Source organism: Pseudomonas allii, from assembly GCF_055380095.1.
Map to the genome: position 1 here is coordinate 3,551,729 of NZ_AP039450.1, position 21,684 is coordinate 3,573,412.

At 62.0% G+C, this 21,684-nt stretch carries 18 protein-coding genes and 1 pseudogene; 9 read left to right on the forward strand and 10 right to left on the reverse strand.

Translation table 11 applies throughout. The features are described from left to right. Nucleotides 1–78 precede the first annotated feature (78 nt). From ACZ445_RS15910 to ACZ445_RS15920, 3 genes are all read left to right on the forward strand, one after another. Nucleotides 79–711, forward strand: a complete 633-nt coding sequence (locus ACZ445_RS15910; protein WP_310862989.1) for a TetR/AcrR family transcriptional regulator — start codon at nucleotides 79–81, stop codon at nucleotides 709–711. Nucleotides 712–740: 29 nt separating this feature from the next. Continuing rightward, a complete protein-coding gene (locus tag ACZ445_RS15915) occupies nucleotides 741–1,532 on the forward strand; it encodes a suppressor of fused domain protein (RefSeq protein ID WP_179029214.1) in 792 nt (263 codons plus the stop codon). Between the two features lie 171 nt (nucleotides 1,533–1,703). Continuing rightward, nucleotides 1,704–2,186, forward strand: coding sequence for a GNAT family N-acetyltransferase (locus tag ACZ445_RS15920; protein WP_310862988.1), 483 nt, complete (start codon nucleotides 1,704–1,706; stop codon nucleotides 2,184–2,186). Nucleotides 2,187–2,211: 25 nt separating this feature from the next. Here ACZ445_RS15920 and pdxR read toward each other — a convergent pair whose 3' ends face one another. Further along, nucleotides 2,212–3,711: a MocR-like pyridoxine biosynthesis transcription factor PdxR gene (gene pdxR, locus ACZ445_RS15925; RefSeq protein WP_058427551.1), complete on the reverse strand. Its 1,500-nt coding sequence runs from the start codon at nucleotides 3,709–3,711 to the stop codon at nucleotides 2,212–2,214. A gap of 102 nt (nucleotides 3,712–3,813) precedes the next feature. On the opposite strand from pdxR, the gene ACZ445_RS15930 reads away from it, so the two are divergent. Then, a complete protein-coding gene (locus ACZ445_RS15930; RefSeq protein WP_464693716.1) occupies nucleotides 3,814–5,064 on the forward strand; it encodes a benzoate/H(+) symporter BenE family transporter in 1,251 nt (416 codons plus the stop codon). Nucleotides 5,065–5,232: 168 nt separating this feature from the next. Here ACZ445_RS15930 and ACZ445_RS15935 read toward each other — a convergent pair whose 3' ends face one another. Then, nucleotides 5,233–5,814: a hypothetical protein gene (locus ACZ445_RS15935; protein WP_464707254.1), complete on the reverse strand. Its 582-nt coding sequence runs from the start codon at nucleotides 5,812–5,814 to the stop codon at nucleotides 5,233–5,235. Beyond that, nucleotides 5,811–6,359, reverse strand: coding sequence for a GNAT family N-acetyltransferase (locus ACZ445_RS15940; protein ID WP_058427554.1), 549 nt, complete (start codon nucleotides 6,357–6,359; stop codon nucleotides 5,811–5,813). Before ACZ445_RS15940 ends, ACZ445_RS15935 begins: the two co-directional genes overlap by 4 nt. 162 nt (nucleotides 6,360–6,521) lie before the next feature. Here ACZ445_RS15940 and ACZ445_RS15945 point away from each other — a divergent pair, with 162 nt between their 5' ends. Further along, nucleotides 6,522–7,082: a cysteine hydrolase family protein gene (locus ACZ445_RS15945; protein WP_179030442.1), complete on the forward strand. Its 561-nt coding sequence runs from the start codon at nucleotides 6,522–6,524 to the stop codon at nucleotides 7,080–7,082. 2 nt (nucleotides 7,083–7,084) lie between these two features. Beyond that, complete coding sequence (locus tag ACZ445_RS15950; protein ID WP_464708620.1) at nucleotides 7,085–8,185, forward strand: NAD(P)/FAD-dependent oxidoreductase; 1,101 nt, start codon at nucleotides 7,085–7,087, stop codon at nucleotides 8,183–8,185. On the opposite strand, the gene ACZ445_RS15955 is transcribed toward ACZ445_RS15950, so the two are convergent. The 3 genes from ACZ445_RS15955 to nirB all read right to left on the reverse strand — a co-directional run bounded on the left by ACZ445_RS15955 (nucleotide 8,177) and on the right by nirB (nucleotide 11,810). Next, nucleotides 8,177–8,617 carry an HIT family protein gene (locus tag ACZ445_RS15955; RefSeq protein ID WP_058427556.1) on the reverse strand — a complete coding sequence of 147 codons (441 nt, stop codon included), beginning with the start codon at nucleotides 8,615–8,617 and terminating at the stop codon, nucleotides 8,177–8,179. The genes ACZ445_RS15950 and ACZ445_RS15955 overlap by 9 nt on opposite strands. 290 nt (nucleotides 8,618–8,907) lie before the next feature. Beyond that, nucleotides 8,908–9,270: a nitrite reductase small subunit NirD gene (gene nirD, locus ACZ445_RS15960; protein ID WP_058424040.1), complete on the reverse strand. Its 363-nt coding sequence runs from the start codon at nucleotides 9,268–9,270 to the stop codon at nucleotides 8,908–8,910. After that, complete coding sequence (nirB, locus tag ACZ445_RS15965; RefSeq protein WP_464707255.1) at nucleotides 9,270–11,810, reverse strand: nitrite reductase large subunit NirB; 2,541 nt, start codon at nucleotides 11,808–11,810, stop codon at nucleotides 9,270–9,272. The genes nirD and nirB overlap by 1 nt, the downstream gene beginning before the upstream one ends. Before the next feature lie 629 nt (nucleotides 11,811–12,439). Between nirB and ACZ445_RS15970 the strand changes: the two genes are divergently transcribed. The 3 genes and pseudogenes from ACZ445_RS15970 to ACZ445_RS15980 all read left to right on the forward strand — a co-directional run bounded on the left by ACZ445_RS15970 (nucleotide 12,440) and on the right by ACZ445_RS15980 (nucleotide 18,503). Further along, nucleotides 12,440–16,414, forward strand: coding sequence for a molybdopterin-dependent oxidoreductase (locus ACZ445_RS15970; protein WP_464707256.1), 3,975 nt, complete (start codon nucleotides 12,440–12,442; stop codon nucleotides 16,412–16,414). Nucleotides 16,415–16,646: 232 nt separating this feature from the next. Beyond that, nucleotides 16,647–17,600 (forward strand): annotated as a pseudogene (locus ACZ445_RS15975) (cache domain-containing protein); the annotation flags it as partial. Nucleotides 17,601–17,798: 198 nt separating this feature from the next. After that, on the forward strand, nucleotides 17,799–18,503 hold the full coding sequence (locus ACZ445_RS15980) for a methyl-accepting chemotaxis protein (protein ID WP_464708621.1): 705 nt from the start codon (nucleotides 17,799–17,801) through the stop codon (nucleotides 18,501–18,503). Here ACZ445_RS15980 and ACZ445_RS15985 read toward each other — a convergent pair. The 4 genes from ACZ445_RS15985 to ACZ445_RS16000 form a co-directional block, all read right to left on the reverse strand. After that, entirely contained in the window at nucleotides 18,493–19,287 is a 795-nt protein-coding gene (locus ACZ445_RS15985; RefSeq protein ID WP_464707257.1) for an alpha/beta fold hydrolase, read from the reverse strand. The two genes, ACZ445_RS15980 and ACZ445_RS15985, sit on opposite strands and share 11 nt — an antisense overlap. A gap of 78 nt (nucleotides 19,288–19,365) precedes the next feature. Then, complete coding sequence (locus tag ACZ445_RS15990; protein WP_464707258.1) at nucleotides 19,366–20,268, reverse strand: LysR family transcriptional regulator; 903 nt, start codon at nucleotides 20,266–20,268, stop codon at nucleotides 19,366–19,368. A 105-nt stretch (nucleotides 20,269–20,373) separates the two neighbouring features. Beyond that, nucleotides 20,374–21,165, reverse strand: coding sequence for a nucleotidyltransferase domain-containing protein (locus tag ACZ445_RS15995; RefSeq protein WP_464703708.1), 792 nt, complete (start codon nucleotides 21,163–21,165; stop codon nucleotides 20,374–20,376). Further along, nucleotides 21,162–21,641 (reverse strand): P-loop nucleotide/nucleoside kinase family protein, encoded by a 480-nt coding sequence (locus tag ACZ445_RS16000; protein WP_058424046.1) that lies wholly within the window; start codon nucleotides 21,639–21,641, stop codon nucleotides 21,162–21,164. The genes ACZ445_RS15995 and ACZ445_RS16000 overlap by 4 nt, the downstream gene beginning before the upstream one ends. Nucleotides 21,642–21,684 lie beyond the last annotated feature (43 nt).

The window sequence follows — 21,684 nt, forward strand, 5'->3', positions numbered from 1 at the left end:
ACTAATTCGTCGCATTAAAAGTATGCGAGTGATTCCCATCCTTCGCTATTCGCATTCGCCCTGCTTCCGGAGCCCTGTATGACCAGCCGCCAGACCCCGCGTATTTCCACGCGCAAACAGCCACAGCAGGCACGCTCCACCGAACTGGTAGCGGCGATTCTCGAAGCGGCTGTTCAGGTTTTGGCCAAGGAAGGCGCCACCCGTTTCACCACCGCACGGGTCGCGGAAAAGGCCGGCGTGAGCGTAGGGTCGGTGTACCAGTACTTCCCCAACAAGGCGGCAATTCTGTTCCGTTTGCAGAGTGATGAGTGGCAGCAGACCACCCGGATGCTGCGCAACATCCTGGAAGAACACGACGTCGCACCGCTGGATCGCCTGCGCAAATTGGTGCATGCCTTTATCCAGTCGGAATGCGAAGAAGCGCAGATGCGCGGGGCATTGAACGATGCGGCGCCGCTCTATCGCGATGCACCGGAAGCGCTGGAAGTCCGGGCGGCGAGCCGGGAGACTTTCGACGCATTCATGCTGGAGTTACTGCCTCAGGTCTCCGAGCAGACGCGCGCGCTGGCCTGCGACTTGATTCGCACAACGCTCAGTTCGGTGGGCAAGGATTTCTCTTGCAGCCCACGCACGGCGCAAGAAATCGCTGTGTATGCGGAGGGGATGGCTGATATGTTTCACGCCTATGTGAATGCGCTTAACCATCCCTGAAGCGCTCTCCCTCCAGCAAAGGACTGCACATGAACTTCTTCAAGAAACTGTTCGGCTCGTCAAAGACAATCGATACCCCAGTGGTTGAAGTGGATTCCACCGACCCCGACAGCGCCAACCTGGCCGCACGCCTGGCCAGCGCCGAATGCCTGGACCGCCACTGGCAGTCTGTGGGCACCGTCGAACAAGACGTCCTCGCCTACCTGATCAGCCCAAGCTTCACCGGCGGCCCCTACTGGCCGTCCACGCGCCAGGCCTACCGCGTGGTACGCCGCGCCAACAGCATCGTGCTGGCGACCGAAGGGTTATCCGACCCGTTCGACGACGCCGAAGGCCTCGGCAATGGCTTCGAAATGGAACTGTTCCTGGAAACCCCCGACATCCCCGAAAACGCCCGAGGCACATTCGGCGACGTCGACCCGCTACGCCGTAGCTGGGCATTCGAACTGCTCGAACACGTCGCCAAAACCGTCGCCAACGCCGGCGGCATCACCCATCAATTGGAAAGCCATGGCGTCCTCTCCCTGGAACTGCCCGGCTTCAGCCAGTCGCACCTGATGAGCGATCAACTGCCCAACCTGTTCGTCACCGCAGACGACGCCACCGGCGTCCTGCTGGGCGGCCCCGCCCCGGACTTCCCTACCCGCCTCGACGACATGCCGCTCTCACCGGTGCAATTGGTACCGGTGGTGTTGATCACGGCGGCGGAGCTTGAATATGTGCGCGAAGGTGGGCGCGCGGCGCGGGAGGATCTGGTGGCACGGTTGCAGGCGGCGGGGGTTGGGCATGTGAGTTGTGTTGGTCGGGAAAGTTTGGTTTAGGTGTTTTCATGGGTGGCGGAAATAGCTGCCTCTCGCGACAGGCATAAAACGGCCACACGGAGCCTGTCGGATGCCGCCGGGAAATCAGGGGCAATTCAGTGAGGCTAACTTGGGAACCACACATCAGGCTCTCCATACTGGCCTTCCATGGTGGTAAATAGAGCGCAAAATATGCCCGTCACACCCGATCTAAATTCCCCAGTCATTCTGGTCCCGGCTCAACAAGACGACCTGGACAATCTCGTAGCCATTCGAATTGAGGCTATGCGTGAAAGTCTGGAGCGTGTCGGGCGATTTGATCCGGTTCGCGCGCGCGAGCGGTTTCTTAGCGGTTTTCAAGCTCGCAACACACACTACATCGAGGTACTTGGAGAGAGGGTTGGTTTTGTAGTGGTCAAGCATCACCACAATGAACTCTTGCTCGACCACTTGTATGTGAGACCGAGCGCGCAAGGATCAGGGATAGGCTCTGTTGTTCTCACTCAGATTTTTAAAGTAGCGGATGCGGCTGCGCTCCCTATTAGAGTTGGAGCTCTCAAAGACAGCGCTTCGAATCGCTTTTATATCCGCCATGGCTTCCAATTCGTCGAAAGCAGTGAATTCGACAATTATTATGTTCGTCAGAGCGTTCTGGCGGTTGGCCCAGCTTGCTAGCTGGGACAGGCGAAATGCCTCTTTTCTATTGTGTTCTTAACGCATTCGCCAGCCGCACCATCGCCATTTCGATCTCATGAGCAGTCAAGGACGCATACCCCAACAGCCATCCCTGTGTCTTCTTATCGCCAGCGTACAACCGGCTCAACCCCGAAAGCTGCACGTTTGCGCTGGCCGCCTGGCGAATGGTTTTTTCTTCCGACCAACCCTCGGCAAGCAGGCAAGGGATCTGCAGCCCACCTTGGGGGCGTAGTGCGGTGACTATCCCGTCCAGGTGCTTGCCAATCGCATCGAGTGTGGCGGTACGGCGTGCGGCATAGAGTTTGCGCATGGCGCGGACATGGGCGTTGTAATGACCATCCTCCATAAAGCGCGCCAGGGTCAGTTGCAACACTTGCGGCGTGTGGCCGTCCATGATGCTGCGCGCGTAAGTAAAGGTCTTGACCAACTCATGGGGCAGTATCATGTAGCCCATTCGCAGCCCCGGGTAGAGCGTTTTGCTGAAGGTGCCCAGGTAGATCGTGCGCCGGTGTTTGTCCAGGCCCTGCACGCAGGCGGTCGGGCGTCCGTCGTAGTGAAACTCGCTGTCGTAGTCGTCTTCGATGATCCACCTGCCCTGCTCCGCCGCCCAGTTGATCAGCTCAAGCCGGCGCTCCAGCGGCAACGTCGCGCCCGTGGGGTATTGATGAGACGGTGTGACATACACGCAGTTGGCGCCGCTGCGGTCTGCCCGCAGCAATTGCGTGCGGAGGCCCTGTTCATCGACGTCAATGCCCACGACCTGGGTTTGCGCCGCTTCAAAGGCTTTCCTGGCACCGAAATAGCCCGGATTTTCCAGCAGGATCGGTTGACCGGCGTCCACCAGTAGCAGCGCACACAGGAACAGCGCCTGGCGCGTACTGCTCAACACCAGGATCTGGTCCGGGGAGCATTGGGCCCCGCGCTCGAGGTTCAAGTAGGTGGCGATGGCCTTGCGCAGCGGTGCGGCGCCCTGGGGGTCGCCATGCAGTAGCACGTTGGCGCGATGGTCCTTCATGACCTGGCGTTGCAGGCGCTCCCACACGTCGATGGGGAAGGTGCGGGTTTCCGGCAGGCCGGTGGCAAACGCAGTGACCACCTGCTGGTCGCTGACGCCACCACTGTTGAAAATCATCCGCCCGCGCAGGCTCAATCCGGCCCTTGGCACCTCCTCCCGGTGGTTGATGTCTTGGGTTTTGCTACGCCTGCGTGCTGCGCCATGCAGTTGGGTGCCAAGCGCTTCGCACACATAGCTGCCCGCCCCCTCACGCCGCACGATGAAGCCATCGCGATGCAATTGCACATAGGCGTTCTCCACCGTGTCACGCGCAACGCCGAGCGACTTCGCCAGGGTCCGGGTGGAAGGTAACTTCAGACCTGGATCAAGGGCGCCATCAAGAATCAACGCCCGCAGTGCGCGCTGAATCCGCTGGTGCAGATCCAACAACTTGAGCTCGGCATCGTCGAGTCGCATTTTCAGCGTGTCCAACTCGAAGGTTTTCGCCATGTGGTCTGGTCGATTCCATAAAAGTGTAGGGGCGAAACATACCATTTAGGGCCTATAAATGGCGCCTCCCCCAGCACCTGACTTTGCAAGGAGCAAAGCAACATGGCCTCTTCCACCTCGCACTCGCCCATTCGACTGCGCGACCTTATCCACCCGATTGTGGCGGGGCTGATTTCGGTCATCGTCAACTATGGCGGCACGTTCATTCTGATTTTCCAGGCCGCCAAGGTCGCCGGGCTGAGCCCTGAGCTGACGGCTTCGTGGGTGTGGTCGGTGTCCATCGGCGTGGGCATCACCGGGCTCATTCTCAGTGGGCTGACCCGTGAACCGATCATCACCGCCTGGTCGACGCCTGCGGCGGCGTTTCTGGTGGTCGCACTCGGCACCACGCCCTATGCCGAAGCGATTGGTGCGTACATCATTTCCGCGGCCGCCTTCGTGCTGCTGGGTTTGTCAGGGCAGTTCGAAAAAGTCATCCGCCTGATTCCCCCTGGCGTGGCCGCAGGGTTGTTGGCCGGCATCCTGCTGAAATTCGGTATCGGCGCGTTCGGCGGCATGAGCGTCGACCCGGTATTGGTCGGGCTGCTGATTACCGTTTACGTGGTACTCAAGCGCTTTACCTCACGCTACGCGGTGGTGGGCATTCTGGTGCTGGGGATGGGGTTTTTGCTGACTCAGGGACGGGTGGATTTTTCGGGGCTGGCGCTGCAGTTCGCGGTCCCGGTCTTTACCCGGCCTGAGTTCTCGTTGAATGCGCTGCTCAGTGTCGCGTTGCCGTTGTTCCTGATCACCCTGACCGGCCAGTACATGCCAGGCATGCTGGTGCTTCGCAACGATGGCTTCAGCACCAGCGCGAATCCTGTGCTGACCGTCACCGGGCTGGGCTCATTGCTCATGGCGCCCTTCGGCTCTCACGCGTTTAACCTCGCGGCGATTACGGCCGCCATTTGCACCGGCAAGGAAGCTGCGCAAGATCCGTCCAAGCGCTGGATAGCCGGGATTGCAGCGGGTGTGTGCTATATCGTGATCGGGATTTTCGGGGTCACCCTTGCAGCGGTGTTCATGGTGCTCCCGGCAACGTTCATCACGACCCTGGCCGGCCTGGCCTTGCTGGGCACGATCGGCGCCAGCATCGCCAGCGCCATGGCTGACAGTCAATCCCGCGAAGCGTCCCTGATCACCTTCCTGGCCTGCGCCGCCAACATCACGGTGTTTGGCATCGGTGGGGCGTTCTGGGGGCTGTTGATTGGCCTGGGGGCGTACGCCGTACTCAACGGGCGCTGGTCGCTGCGTGAGTCGGTGGTCGGTGCTGCCGTCAAACCCGTTGTAAGGGCGGAGGATGCCGCCAACTGATGCAGGTACCTGGTGCGAAGTGATCGCCAGCAAGGTCGTCGGCTCCTCGGCACCAGACGGCGCCCGATAACAGCCGGGCGCCTGTCTGTGCAACGAAGGCCAGCCTTGCGTGTAGCGAGCCATACACTCACTACACGTCCAGAAGATCCCCCCCTTCAGAGCATGGCTTTATTGATAAATAAATTGATACCCAACGATGTAAGAACCGACCTTGTTAGCGTGGGCCGTTACCCGCACCGCCGTCATGCCCGGCTGTATCTGATCATTCAAATCCGCTTTATTCGTGCACAGTTGAATCCAGCGCTCGGTAGTCACATCCTTGATCCACACGCCAGCCTCACAACGGCTCAGCTTTCCCAACGCTGGCCCAGGGAAAGAGATTTCATAGGCTGATTCATAGTGAACGGTATCCCCCGGCAATAAATAAGCAGCGACATCATACCCTTGTATGGAGCAAGCAAAACCGACGCAAAACCAGCCAAAAAAAGCGTCCATGGCGCGTTTCAGTGTTCTCCCGCCCCCGCCACGCAAGACGCCCCTGCACGCGAAAATCAGTCCAACGACACAACCGATAGCGATATAGGTCGTCCACTCAGGGATCGACGGCATCAAAACGGTCCGCAGGCCGATACGCGACGCCCAGAGCATATAAACGATCCACCCCCCAAGCAGCGCAAACGCGACCAACGTGATCGCGATCTTTCTTGATCTGTTTTCGAACGAAGGGTATTTCACTTCTTGACTACTCAATGATTGACCTCAGGGTGTACTCCGTATGATGCAGCAAAAACCAACCGATACCTGACTTCTTCCAGTGTTGCACCGCCCCTCACGAGGTTGCGTTCAGTGCCTGGCTCCGCGACACAACCTGCCCTGCGATAAAACCGTATAGCTCTCTCATTACGGCTCAACACCCAAAGCGTCAGACCCTGATAGCCCTGCTCGCCCAGATACTCGACGCCGGCCTTCCACAACGCCAGCCCCACGCCTGTTTGCCAGTACCCGGCCAACACATAGATGGCCATGACCTCACCGGTGTTGGCACCCGCAGCCTCCTGGTCACGGCTGGCACCGACCGATATCCAACCGACCACCTGCCCGCCCACCTCCGCGACCCACACCTTGGGCTCGTCCGACTCAATCGAGCGCATCCAGAAGGATTCACGCTGCGCCAGGGTCGCTTGCAACCCGCTCAAATACTCGGCAGGCATCAGGTCACAGTAGGCGTCCTGCCAACTGCTGATATGCACCTGGGCAATGGCCCTTGCGTCATTGGGTAACGCCTTGCGGATCATGCCGGTATTCCTTTTTCGAGCAATGGCCCTCCAGTAAACCCACGCCTCATGACCGTTTATATTCGTCGGGTGGCGACGGGGCTATCTGGCTTCGAACAAATCGCTGTCTGGGCGCCCAGGTTGGCTGATATGTTGCGAGCCTCACGAGCAAAGGGAAGCGCTATGCCACCGTTAACCAGCAACGCCGCACTGCTGATCATCGACATGCAGCAAGGCATGAACCAGCCGAAGCTTGGGCGACGCAACAACCCCGGCGCCGAAGCGCAGATACAGCGCCTGCTGCAGGCGTGGCGGCAGTCCAACCGCCCGGTGGTGCACATCCGCCACATGTCCCGCTCGCCCGACTCGGTGTTCTGGCCCGGCCAACCGGGTTGCGAGTTCCAGCCGGCGCTGCAACCGCTGGCGCACGAGCACGTGGTGGAAAAGAACGTCCCGGATGCCTTCGCGGCCACGGGTCTGGAGCGTTGGCTGCATGTGCGTGGGATCCGCCAACTGGTGATCGTCGGCGTGATCACCAACAACTCGGTCGAGTCCACGGCACGTTCGGGCGGCAACCTCGGTTTTGAGGTAACGGTGGTTGCCGACGCCTGCTACACCTTTGACCAGACCGATTTGTCCGGGCGCCTGTGGCCGGCCGAGGATGTGCACGCGCTGTCGCTGAGCAATCTGGCGATGGACTATGCCAAGGTTTTGGAGACCACTGAAATACTGGGGGGGTTGTGAGCATCACGCATGAGACCGGCAAGCGAATCGTGGTGATTGGTGCGGGTATCGTCGGCGCGTCGCTGGCCTATCATTTAGCCGGTAAAGGCGCACATGTTACCCTCGTCGAGGCCCAGGAGATTGCATCCGGCGTGACGGCCACTTCGTTCGCCTGGCTCAACACCTCACGCGACGCACCTGACCCGATCGCGCGCTTGCGCGGTGCAGCCATCGGCGATTACCACCGTCTCGAAAAGGAACTGCCCGACCTGAAGATACAGTGGACCGGGGCCCTGTGTTACGGCGCTGGAACGGATGAGGCCCTGCCTGCCTCAAGTCACCGGAGCCTGGCAACCCAGGTGACACGCTCGCGCATCCTCGAACTGGAGCCAAACTTGAATGACGCTCCTGAGCAGGCGCTGTTCAAGGCCGAGGAAGGCGCGTTGGATGCGGTGCAAACGACCCATGTGCTGATCGCCGGTGCCAAGGCCCGGGGTGCAAAGGTCCTGACCCAGACTCGGGTGCTTGGTTTCACGACCCTCAGCGGCCAGCTGACCGGCGTTGAAACCACCGTGGGCACCCTGGACGCCGACACCGTGGTCATCGCCGCCGGGACCGCCACCAAGGCACTGACCGCGATGCTGGACGCTCCCCTTCCAATAGAAGCCTCACCGTCGATCTTTATCCGTTACGCGGCACAACCCGGTGTTGTCCGCACCCTGATCTCCAACGCCGACATGGAGGTGCGACAAAAGGCCGATGGCACCCTGCTGGTGGCGGAAGACTTCCGCAGCGACGCGCCGCACGATCACCCCTCATTGATCGTTCTGCAAACAGCCAAGGCCATCGAAGAACAACTGCGCGGCATCGGCCCACTCGGGCCGCCAATCACCCACGTAGGGCTTCGCCCGATTCCAGCGGATGGCATCCCCATCATCGGCTACCTGCCAACCGTCGGTGGCGTCTACGTGTGCGCCATGCACCCAGGCGTGGTACTGGCACCCGTAGTGGGCCGGTTGGCCAGTGAAGAAATCATCGACAACACCCTCATCGATGCGCTTGAACCCTGCCGCCCCAGTCGATTCGTTCAAGCACCGGACAAAGCAAAAACCCCATCAACGTGAGGGATCGTCCAGCAATCGTGCAATTGCCTTTCGCAGTTCTCCATGCGCGCTTTCCACATAGGGCAACGCATTTTTCCAATCATAAAACCACGCTGGCATCCGGCGTTTATCATCCGGCTCCGAGACGTAGCGCGGGAACAGATGGCAGTGCAGTTCCGGCTCCGAATTGCCCAGGATCTCGTAGTTCATGCGCAGTGCACCGGTGGCCTGCAACACCGCGTCGCCCAGGCGCGCCATGTCGAGCAGGTAGGTGGTACGGGCCTCGGTATCCAAGTCGTTGAGGCTGGCAACCACGGGATCAGGCAGCAACAGACAATAGCCGGGCAGAAACTGCACATCCCCCATCACCGCCCAGCCCGAAGCCATGCGGCAGATGACCTTGTCGTTGGTGCCGTTGCGGGCCTGTGTCACGCGTTCGGTGATAAGCGCCATGCAAAATCCTTGGTCGAGATGAGGTCCAGGCAGCATCTTAACGCGACCTCAAGCCCTGGAATCAACCCACGCACATAGCCCAACGTTAGCGAACCGGCTTGTTGTGGCGAGCGGGCTTGCCCCGCGTTGGGGCGCGAAGCGGCCCCCTCTCAGGGCCACATCGCTGTTTCAGGTAGACCGAGGTGTTGGGATTGGGGCTGCTGCGCAGCCCAACGCGGGGCAAGCCCGCTCACCACAACAAGCCCGCTCGCCACAGGAAGTCGGTTCACCACAAACACCCGCACACCGCATCAATCCAATGCCAATTCCACCACCCCGCCGTTCAACCGCACCGGCCATACCCGCAACCGCTGCTCCGGGGTCTCCAGGCACTGCCCGTCTTCCAGGCGGTAATGCTGCTTGTAGATCGGCGCCGCCACCACCAGGTCGCCCTTGATGCTGCCGATCAAACCGCGACCGATCACATTCGCCCCCGACTCCGGGTCATGATTGTCGATGGCATACAGCGTCTGCGCCTGGGCGCCGGGCAGGTAGAACAGCGCGACTTGCGCGCCGTCCAGCCACACCACCACGCCGGAGTCGCGCACCAGGTCTTGCTCGTGGCACACCTGCGTCCAGGTGGCCAGGTTGCGTTGGGTATTGGCTTGGCTCATCAGGCAATCTCCTCGGTGACGGCAATCAGGTTGAGTTCGGCGGCCATGATCGGCCGGCGCTGGCCGCGTTCCTGGACAAAATGGATGTCCGGGTCGGGGCGTTTGTCGTTGACGAAGGTGCGGAAGCGCTTGAGTTTTTCCGGGTCCTTGAGGGCGTTGGCCCACTCGCATTCGTAGCGGTCGACCACCAGTTGCATCTGCGCTTCGAGTTCGGCGCCCAGGCCCAGGCTGTCGTGCAGGATCACGTCCTTGAGGAAATCCAGGCCACCTTCCAGGCTCTCGCGCCACACCGAGGTGCGCTGCAACTTGTCGGCGGTGCGGATGTAGAACATCAGGAAGCGGTCGATGTAGCGGATCAGCGTGGCGTCATCCAGGTCGGTGGCGAACAGCTCGGCATGGCGCGGACGCATGCCACCGTTGCCGGCGATGTAGAGGTTCCAGCCCTTCTCGGTGGCGATCACGCCCACGTCCTTGCTCTGGGCTTCGGCGCATTCGCGGGTGCAGCCGGACACCGCGAACTTGAGCTTGTGCGGCGAACGCAGGCCCTTGTAGCGATCCTCGATCAGCAGCGCCATTTTCACGCTGTCTTGCACGCCGTAGCGGCACCAGGTGCTGCCCACGCAGGACTTCACCGTACGCGTAGACTTGCCATACGCATGCCCGGTCTCGAAACCGGCCGCGATCAACTCGCCCCAGATATCCGGCAGTTCGTGAAGCTGTGCGCCGAACAGGTCAATGCGCTGGCCGCCGGTGATCTTGGTGTAGAGGTCGTATTTCTTCGCCACTTCACCGATCACGATGAGTTTTTCTGCGGTGATCTCGCCGCCTGGAATACGCGGCACCACCGAGTAGGTGCCATTCTTCTGCATGTTGGCCATGAACGTATCGTTGGTGTCCTGCAACGGCACCAGGGAAGCGTCCATGATCGGTTGGTTCCAGCACGACGCCAGGATCGAACCCACCGCCGGCTTGCACACGTCGCAACCGGTATGGCCACGGCCGTGCTTGGCCAGCAGTTCGTCGAAGGTGATGATGCCTTCCACCCGCACCAGTGCGTACAGCTCCTGCCGGGTGTAGGCGAAGTGTTCGCACAGGCTCTTGTCGACACTCACGCCACGCGCAATCAGTTCATGTTCGAACACCTGCTTGAGCAACCCGGCGCAGCCACCGCAACCGGTGCAGGCCTTGGTCTGGGACTTGAGCAGGCCGAGGTCGCTGCAACCGCCGTCGATGGCAGAGCAGATCGAGCCTTTAGTCACGTTATGGCAAGAGCACACAGTAGCCGACTCCGGCAGCGCACCGGGGCCGAGGGTGGGTGCGCCGCTGGAGGATGGCAGGATCAGGCTGGCCGGTTCGGACGGCAGTGCGATGCCGTTTTGCATGTATTGCAGCAGGGTGTCGTAGTAGCTGTTGTCGCCCACCAGCACCGCACCGATCACCTGCTTGCCCGAAGCATCCACCACCAGGCGGCGGTAGCTCGCGCTGGCCTCGTCGATGAATTGATAGCTGCGCGCGCCAGGCGTGTGGGCATGGGCATCGCCGATGGAACCTACGTCCACGCCAAGCAACTTGAGCTTGGTCGACATGTCGGCGCCCACAAACGGCTCGGCGGTTTGCCCACAGAGCAGCGCGGCGACGCCCCGGGCCATCTGGTAGCCCGGCGCGACCAGGCCGAACAGGCTGCCGTTCCAGGAAGCGCACTCGCCAATCGCGTAGATGTTCGGGTCGCAGCTCAGGCATTCGTCGTTGATCACCACGCCGCCACGCGGGCCGATGTCCAGGCCGGCCTGACGGGCCAGTGCGTCCTGGGCGCGGATGCCGGCGGAGAACACGACCAGGTCGGTTTCGAGGAATTCGTCATTGGCAAAGTTCATGCGGTAGCGGTACTGCTCGCCGGCGCTGATCGACTGGGTCGCACGGGACAGATGCACGCCCACGCCCAGCCGCTCGATCTGCGCCTTGAGCGCCAGGCCGCCGAAGTCATCCAGTTGCACCGGCATCAAGCGCGGCGCGAATTCCACCACGTGGGCCTCAAGGCCCAGGCTTTTCAGCGCGTTGGCGGCTTCCAGGCCCAGCAGGCCACCGCCCACCACCACGCCGCGTCGGGCATTGGCGGCGGCCTTGCGGATCGCATCCAGGTCTTCCAGGGTGCGATACACCAAGCGTGAGTCGCCCTCGGCGCCTTCGATCGGTGGCACGAACGGGTAGGAACCGGTGGCCAGCACCAGCTTGTCATAGGCGACACAGCCATCGGCGGTGATCACCTCACCGCGGGCGCGGTCGATCTCCAGCACCGGCACGCCCAGGTGCAGGGTCACCCCCGGCGTCTGGTACAGCGCAGCGTCGGACAGCGCCAGCGACTCGGCATCGCGCCCGGTGAAATACTCGGACAGATGCACCCGGTCATAGGCGCGCATCGGCTCTTCGCTGAACACATGCAAACGGTAGTGGTCCAGCGCACCGCGTTCGATCAGTTGCGCCACACAGTGGTGGCCGACCATGCCATTGCCGACGACGATCAAGGTTTTGAGAGGGTTCATAGTAAGCACCTGACAACGTTCATCACGGTTTTAAAAGCAAAAAAAACGCCTGAAACCTTGCGGTTCCAGGCGTCTTTGCCTGTTCTTGTGCGGGTTTGGATCAGGCGACTGCGCCGGATTCACCGCTATTGCCCTGGTTGTCGATCGTCGTTGACCGAGGTGGGTTGCAGGGGAGCTTGCAGGGTCTGTGCCAAGCGAAGACCCGGCCCGCACTTATGGCATCACACGCTCAACAACGGCTATGAACGCGAGCATAATCGCCTCCAACTGGTGCGCCTCGCGTCATAAAAGTGCACAAACCCTCCTCCTGTGGTGAGCGGACTTGTTGTGATGAGCAAGTTTTTTTGATTGGCAGGGCTTGTTGTGGCAAGCCCGCTCGCCACAACAAGCCCCACCCACCACGGCAAGCCCTGCTCACCACAACAGCCTCACTCACCACAAAAAGCCCGGCCACCACAACCACCCCATTCACCCAGCAAATTGCATCAGGAAAAACCTGGCGCGTGACTTGCTAGGAACACTCCAACCAGGCAGTCAACGCAGACTGCCCTCTCACGACAAAGGCGCCGTGTAACCCCCGTTCTGAACGGAGGGTTACAAGGCGCCTTTTTTGTTTATACGGGTTTCAGATGGCCAAGCAAAACATACGCAGTGTGTGTCCCTATTGTGGCGTGGGCTGCGGCATCATCCTGCAGGTCGAGCACAATAAAGTGGTCAAGGTGATCGGCGACAAGGCTCACCCCACCAACTTCGGACGCCTGTGCACCAAGGGCACCACCAGCGGCCAGGCCATCGCCGAGTCGGGCCGTATGGAGAACGCCTATGTGCGCCAGGCCCGCGACCACGACCCCGTACGCCTCGGCATGGACAAGGCCATCAGCGAAACCGCCCGGCGCCTGCGCCAGACCCTCGACACACACGGCCCGGACGCGCTGGCCTTCTATGTATCAGGGCAGATGTCGCTGGAGTCCCAGTACCTCATCAACAAATTGGCCAAGGGCTTTGTGCGCACCGCCAACATCGAGTCCAACTCGCGCCTGTGCATGGCCAGCGCCGGCAGTGGCTACAAACTGTCCCTCGGTTCCGACGGCCCGCCCGGCTCCTATGAAGACTTCGACCGCGCCGACCTGTTCTTCGTGATCGGCGCGAACATGGCCGACTGTCACCCCATCCTGTTCCTGCGCATGATGGACCGGGTCAAGGCCGGGGCGAAGCTGATCGTGGTCGACCCCCGGCGCAGCGCCACAGCGGACAAGGCCGACCTGTACCTACCCATAAAACCGGGCACCGACCTGGCCCTGCTCAATGGCCTGTTGCACCTGCTGGTGAAAAACGGCCATACCGACCCTGCCTTCATCGCGAACTTCACCGAAGGCTGGGAGGCGATGCCGCAATTCCTGGAGGACTATTGCCCCGAGCACGTCGCCACCATCACCGGCCTCGCCGAAGCCGACATCCGCCAAGCTGCCGACTGGATGGGCCAGGCCGCCGAGTGGATGAGCTGCTGGACCATGGGCCTCAACCAGAGCACCCACGGCACCTGGAACACCAACGCGCTGTGCAACCTGCACCTGGCCACCGGCGCCATTTGCCGCACGGGCAGCGGGCCGTTTTCCCTCACTGGCCAACCCAATGCCATGGGCGGGCGCGAAATGGGCTACATGGGGCCGGGCCTGCCGGGGCAGCGCTCGGTGCTGGTGGAGGCCGACCGCGCCTTTATCGAAAACCTGTGGCAAATCCCCCACGACAGCCTGCCGCGCCAGGCCGGCAGCGGCACAGTGGCGATGTTCGAGCAGATGGCCGCCGGGCAGATCAAGGCCTGCTGGATCATCTGCACCAACCCGGTGGCCAGCGTGCCCAATCGGCAAACCGTGATCAATGGCCTGCAAGCCGCCGAACTGGTGATCAGCCAGGACGCCTTCCTCGACACCGAGACCAACCGCTACGCCGACATCCTGTTGCCCGGCGCACTATGGGCCGAGGCCGAAGGCGTGATGATCAACTCCGAGCGCAACCTGACCCTGATGCAAAAGGCCGTGGACGCCTCCGGCGAGACCCTGCCCGACTGGCAGATCATCGCCCGGGTCGCCTGTGAGATGGGCTTTGCCGAGGCCTTCACCTATACCTGCGCCGCGGAGGTTTTTGAAGAAATCAAACAGGCCTGGAACCCCAAGACCGGCTACGACATCCGTGGCGCCAGCTACCCGCGCCTGCGTGAAAACCCGGTGCAATGGCCCTGCGCATCCGTTGACGGCGCAGACCGCAACCCGATCCGCTACCGCCAGGGCAGCACCCTCAGCTTCGCCACCGAAAACGCCAAGGCGCGGTTCTTCGCCCGCCCGCATAGGCCGCCCGCCGAGATGCCCGACGGCGCGTTTCCCTTCGTGCTCAATACGGGTCGCGTGCAGCACCAGTGGCACACCCTGACCAAGACCGGCAAGGTCGCCACCCTGAACAAACTCAACCCCGGCCCCTTCGTCGAACTGCACCCCGAAGACGCCGCCCGCCTGGGCATCAAGGACAAGGACCGGGTCGAAATACGCTCCCAACGCGGCCACGCCGTGCTGCCCGCCGTGGTCACCGACCGCGTGCAGCCGGGCAACTGTTTTGCGCCGTTCCACTGGAACGATGTGTTCGGCGAACACCTGGCGATCAACGCGGTGACCAACGATGCGGTGGACCCGATTTCCCTGCAGCCGGAGTTCAAGTGCTGCGCCGTCGCCCTCACCCGCGTCGAGCTGATCGACCACCAGTTCCTCGACCGCCCTTCCCCCGTAGCAGAGGACACCGCCATGTCGCGCCTCGACGCCTTCGCTGACATCACCGGCATCCGTCACCTATCGCCACCGGCCCTGAGCGACGGCGAACGCATCTACCTCGCCGGTTTCCTCAGCGGCCTGCACACCAGCGCCGCACGCCAGGGCTTTGGCGTACCGACCCTGCCGGCAACTGCACCGCTGGCGGATGCCGCTCGCCTCTGGCTGAACGGCTTGCTCGCCGGCTTGTTCAACCCTACAGAATCCCTCGCTGCGCCCTCCCCGGCCGTCACTCTGCTGTGGGCGTCGCAGACCGGCAATGCCGAAGCCCTGGCCGAACGCTTTGCCAAGCGTCTGCGCGAAACAGGCCTCACCGTAGAACTGAGCGCGATGGCGGATTTCCCCGCGAGCAAGCTGGCAAGCACCCACACCCTGGCGCTGATCAGCAGTACCTTTGGCGACGGCGACCCGCCCGACAACGGCGAAGGTTTCTGGCACAGCCTGCGCACCGCCGAGACCCGCCTGGAGTCGTTGCGCTTTGCGGTATTGGCTTTAGGCGACCCCAACTACGACCAGTTCTGCAACCACGGCAAGCAACTCGACCGGCGCCTGCTGGAACTGGGGGCAACCCGCCTGCTGGAACGGGTGGACTGCGACACTGAATTCGAAGCCGCCGCCGATGCCTGGCTGACCCGATTCCAGCAGACCCTCAACCCGGCAAAGCCGATGGCACCGGCCACCCCCGCCGGTAAAACCAAACTGTACGGCTCACGTTTGCTGCTCAACCGCCACCTCAACCCGCACAGCGCGCACAAGGAAACCCGCCAGTTCGCCCTGGACCTGGCCGACTCCGGGCTGACCTATGAAGCCGGGGATGCGCTGGGCATACGGCCACGCAACTGCCCCGAACTGGTCAGCGAACTGCTCGACCTCACCCGCCTGAGCGCCAACGCCAGCGTGAACATCGACACCTTCGGCGATGTGCCATTACAACAGGCCCTCACCCAGCATTTTGAAATCGCCCGGCCCAGCAGCGACACCCTGGCCTTCATCGCCGAGCGCAGCGCCAACCCAGGCCTCAAGCACTTGCTCAACCCCGAGCGCAAGGCTGAACTCAATGACTGGCTGTGGGGCCGGCAGCTGGCGGACGTGCTGCAGGAATTCCCCATCGACTGCTCGGCGGATGAATTGCTGGGCACCCTCAAGCGCCTGCAACCGCGCTTGTATTCCATCGCCTCCAGCGCCAAGGCGTACCCGCAAGAGGTGCACCTCACCGTGGCCGCTGTGCGTTATGGCAAGCGCAAAGGCGTGTCGTCGACCTTCCTCGCCGACCGCGTCGGTGATGGGGAAGTGCCGCTGTTCGTGCAGCCGTCGAAACACTTCCGCACGCCCAGCGATGGCGAGGTGCCGATGATCATGATCGGCCCAGGCACTGGCATCGCGCCGTTCCGTGGGTTCTTGCAGGAGCGTCGGGCGCTGGGTCATCAGGGGCGCAACTGGCTGTTCTTCGGCGAACAGCACGCCGCCAGCGACTTCTATTACCAGGACGAGTTGCAAGGTATGCAGCGCGATGGCCTGCTCACCCACCTGAGCCTGGCGTTCTCCCGCGACCAGGCGCAGAAGGTCTATGTACAGGACCGCCTCCGCGAACAGGGGGCCGAGCTGTGGCGCTGGCTACAGGACGGCGCCAGGCTGTACATCTGCGGCGATGCCAGCCACATGGCCAAGGACGTCGACCAGGCCTTGCGCCAGGTCGCGCAAACCCACGGCGGGCTTGGCGTGGAGGGCGCCGTGGAGTACTGGCGGCAGTTGAGCGAACAGAAGCGTTATCTGCGTGATGTGTACTGATTGGATACAGAACAATATGCACTTTGTATTGTGTACAAAAAACCCTAAAGGTTTGCCGGTAACAGGCCGAAACAGCAGTGATAGCAAATCGCCTGAATCCTGATCAGGGAACGCAGCGATTTGGCCGCCCTTCACGCTGATGGTCGTCTCGATGAAAATAAAAAATAAGCTGGTCCTGGCATTTGTCTCCGTTGCATTTATTCCGGTAAGCCTGGTGGCCGTGATTTCGGTCATGAACACACGGACCCAGGCGGTGGATCAGTTCATCGATGGCAGTACCCGGGAGATCCGCCAGATCGATGGCAACATTCGCCAGTTCTTCGATGGCACGTTGCAAAACGTCGATCAGATGGCAACGGATCCTGTATACACGTCTGTCAGCACGCTAAAGAACTACCAGGCCGCCGATGCCGCCAGCCAGCCGCTGCCGGCCGAGGCGCAAGCCGTGATCGAGCGCTTCGCGCGCTTCGGCGCCACGCACCCGGCGGCCGCGATCCTGTCCATCGGCCTGGAAGACGGCACCTACGCCAAATGGCCGGATGACCCGCAACTGGCCAAGTACGACCCGCGCACCCGCCCCTGGTACAAGGCGGCCATGGCCAGCCCCGGCAAGACCGTGCGCACCCCGGCTTATTACTATGACAAGGACGATGTAGCACTGGTGGGCACCGCCCGGGCGATGCTGGAGAACGGCAAGGCCAAGGGCGTGTTCGTGGTCAGCGTATCCCTGAAAAACCTCACCGAACTGGTCAAGAGCATCAAGCTGGGCGAAAGCGGCTACGTGATGCTGATCGAAGACGGCGTGGTGCTGGTGGACCCGCGTGACGCCGCCCACAGCTTCAAGCCGCTCAAGGACCTGGGGGCGCCGTATGCGCAATTGGCCGACACGCCCCAAGGCTCCACCGAGGTGGTGATCGACGGCGTACGCTACATGGCCAACGTGTGGACCTCCCCCGGCCTCGGCTGGCGCTACATCGGCCTGATCGAACACCGCGAAGTCATGGCTGAAGCCACGCGCATGACCTACCTCACCGTGATCATCGTCGGCGTGCTGGTGCTGATCTTCGGGCTGATCGCGGCGGCGTTCTCCAAGGTTATCGTCAAGCCCATCGGCCAGGTGAGCACCGGGTTGCAGTCCATCGCCCAGGGCGAAGGCGACTTGCGCCACGAACTGCAGGTACAGGGCAAGGATGAAACCGCCGAACTGGCCGGCTGGTTCAACAAGTTCCTCGCAGCGATCCGCCAACTGATCCAGCACATCGGCGCGGCCTCGGCCAATTTGCAGAACGCCTCCAAGGTCAACAGCGAGGTGGCGCACAACATGAACGAGGCGGCCGGGCGCCAGCGTGAGGCGGTTGAATTGGTGTCCACCGCGTTCAACGAAATGGTCGCTACCGCCAACGAAGTCGCCCGTTCCTGCAGCGGCGCCGCGGAGTCCGCCGAGAACGGCCACCGTCGTGTGGCCGAAGGCAAGCAGCAGATCGAAGTCACCACCGACAACGTCAACCGCCTGGGGCGCCGGCTCAGCGAGTCGTCCCAGGCCATGGTCGAGCTGGAAGCCGGCAGCCGCAGCATCAACCAGATCCTCGGCACCATCCGTGCGATTGCCGAACAGACCAACCTGCTGGCCCTCAACGCCGCGATCGAGGCCGCCCGTGCCGGCGACCAGGGCCGTGGCTTCGCCGTGGTGGCCGATGAAGTGCGTGCCCTGGCCAAGCGCACATCCGACTCCACCGGCGAGATCGAGCAACTGCTCGGCACCCTGGAAAACAAGACCCAGGAAGTCACCCAGAAGATGGGCAGTTGCCTGGACTTGTCGCGGGCCAGCGTGTCGTCCATCGAAAGTGCGCGGGACAGCTTTGAAGGTATCCAGACGTCGGTGAACGAGATCCGCGACCAGAACCTGCAGATTTCCGCCGCCGCCGAGGAACAACACAGCGTGGCCGAAGAGATCAACCGGCATATCCAGCAGATCTACGACGAGGCGCGCCTGGTAGAGAGCCTGGCCAACTCGGCGCAGGACGACTCGGGGCGCTTGTCGAATCTTTCGGATGAACTCAATGGCTTGGTGGGGCGCTTCAAGTCCTGAGGAACTCGGCGATCTGGCGCCACATTGCAGCGGGGTTGGAATACATCGGGAAGTGCCCGCACTCGGCAATCGGCGCCAGGCGCACACCGTTGGCCTGGATGTGCGGCAGGTAGGACAGCGAGGCGTTCTGCTCGCCGTACATGAACATTGTCGGGCACGGCAGGCCGAGGAATTTGCCCATCAGGTCGGCGTTGTCGGAAAGCTCGACCATCGACTGGAAGATCCCGCGCACCGCGCCGGCCCGCACCTTGTGGCGCAGGCTTGCCGAGTACAGCGCACTCGCGTATGCGGGGGCCTGGCGGGTGCGCTCGATGAAGGCGCTGAAGAACGCTTCAGGATCGTTTGCCGGGTAATCGACGATCTGCCGACTGAGGAAGCAGTCTTCAGGAGCAATGTTGCCTTCGATGTCGGTGAAACTCAGCACCCGGCCAGGGAAACGATGGGCCAGCAGCAACGCGGTAAGGCCGCCCATGGAGTGGCCAACCAAGTGAAAACAGTCGATCTCATAGTGGTCCAGCACCTGCAAGGCGCTTTCCAGCAGGAACGGGATATTGATTTTTTCAAGATCGGCGCACTGACTTTCACCGCAACCGGGAGCGTCGTAAGCGACAACGGCGTGCCCGTCGAACGCAGGTTGCAGGACAATATCGGCGTAGTCTTCCTTGGTCGAACCGAACCCGTGCAAAAACACGATGGGCGCACGCTCGCCGGCGCGATGGATCGCGGCGATGTTCAAGGAGGTGCCGTCCACCGTCAGCGGAATACGGGAATGAACGAACGACATGTTGGGGTTCCTGGGCCACAAAGGGTGCCACTGTCAGGCGTCAGCCACGTGATGTAAATAACCGATCGCGGAAGGTTTTCATACGCCAATCGTATGGGCCTGGAACTGCGCCACCAGCTCGGTCACCAGCGGGTTAGGCCGTTCGCTGTTCCAGGCCACCGCCGTGGTCACCACATGGAGTTTCTGGGTCAGCGGGCGCAGTACCACGTTGTCCGGCGCGAGTTTCTTCAAGGACGCCGGCACCAGCGCAATACCCTGGCCGCAACTGACAAATGCAATTTGCGAGGCCACCGAGCGCACTTCGTGCAGCACGCGTGGCGAGAACCCGCTGGCGCGGCAGGTGGCGATCAGGTTGTCGAAATACACCGGGCTGACCTTGCGCGAAAACATCACCAACGGCTCGCTGGCCAGGCTCGACAGGCTGATACGCGTGCGCGCCGCCAACGGATGATCGCTGGGCAAGGCCACCATCAGGCGGTCTTCGCGCAAGGGCAACGACTGGACCGCCGGGCCCAGGTCGCCGTCCAGCCGCGCAAAGGCCAGGTCGATGTCCCCGGCTTCCAGCGCCGGTACCGCCTCCACGCTGTCGATCTCACGCACTGACACAGTGAGGTGCGGGTAGTTCTGCTTGAGCTGGTCGATCAAGCGCGGCAACACATCGAACATCGCGGTGGAAATCGCGCCGATAGTCAGCATGCCCGACTGCCCCGCCACCGCCTCCTCCACCGCCAGTTCCAGGCGCTCAAGCTGCTCGGCGAATTTGCGCACCGCCGGCAGTATCGCCGCGCCCACCGGCGTCAACTTGGCACCGCGCCGCGAACGCTCGAACAGCTTGACCTTGAGCGCTTGCTCCAGCACCTGGATCTGCTCGCTCAACGGCGGTTGCGACATGCCCAGGCGCTTGGCGGCGCGGCCGAAGTTCTGCTCTTCGGCGACGGCGAGGAACAGCCAGACGTGGCGAATTAGGCGGAAGTTGATCATGGGTGGTCCATAGGCTTGGCGTATGTAAGGGGCGGGTCAGGGCCAATATACCTATCGTGGCAGCGACTGTGTGGGTTGTGTCGACTGGCGCACTCTCAGCAGCGCCTACAAGGGAACGGCCGTATGACTGCGCTGTGAAACCATCCAGCCCAGAAAATCTTGAAGCCGAGCCGCGAACCGTTCGCGGTCGGCACTCGGGTTTCGGGCTTCAAACAGAAAGAATGCCACCTGGGTCACCCTCGTCGGATACCCCTGTACGAACAGCGCAACATGCTCCTCAAGTGTCTGCGGCCACGACGCCTGTTCCCCACACAGAATCTGGGTGGATCTGATCAGCTTGCGTGAGGCTTCGCGCTGCAGGCGAAGTCGTTCTTGCTCGTTGTCGGCACCTGCGAGGCGGGTGAGGTAAGCGGTGAGCACCGTTTCAAAGTCACCATTCACGGCCTGGGCGATCTCCTGTGACGGCCGAAACCGCTCGAACTGCGCTGACAGATCGTTGCCCCATACGCACCGGCAGTGGTGCTTGAGCCAGAATCCCCAGCTGTTGCTGTTTTCGATGGCCAGTACCTGTGCGCGGCTGCCGATATCGAAATCCACCTTGGTGACTTGCGGGTACCGCACGGCCAGGTGGCACCGCACCCGCTCCAACCGCTCCAAAACTGCAGAGGTCGGCGGCTCACCTAGCACCACCGTCAGATCAAGATCGGAAACGCCCGGCAGCGCATCGCCACGCGCGACGCTGCCATAAAGATAAATGCCGTCCACTCCCAAGTCAGGCTGCGAGAGCACGTTGCAGACAGCCTCGAGCAGTGGCTGAAACTCACGCTGCACGGGGACGTGGGGAACCGTAAGGATAAAGCCCTCGGCGTCCACCCCCGTGGATTGCGCCGGGCTCATGGGTGATGCCTCTCGATCACCAGGCCTTCAGCCTCGCTCGGTACACTGAAATGGCGGGTAATCAGATCAAACTCAGCATCAGTGGCGGCAAAGTCATGCTCACCCTGGGCGTTGCGCGCATGCAGCCTGGCCCGACAGGTGGCGTCATCCAGCGCCAGGTAGTGCAGGCAGTGCCGGGCCTTGGCGGCGTGTGCCAACCCCAGCAGCCATTCGCGACTGGCCACTGTATTGGCAGGGAAATCCAGCACCACGTCGAGGCCCGACTGCAGCACATTGATCACCAAGGGGCCCAGTACGCCGCGAATACGCTGGGCGCATTTGATGTAATCCGCAATGGCGTGGATTTCACCGGGGTAAAGCGTAGCGAGCCAGTGGTCTTCACTGAGCACGATGGCGGCGTGCTCGGCGGCAAGGGTCTTGGCAAGGGTCGACTTGCCGGAGGCGATCTTGCCGCAGAGCAAATGCAGGGTTGGCATGGGGCGGTTCCTTATGTCAGTCCCGCCAGCATGACCGCCATGG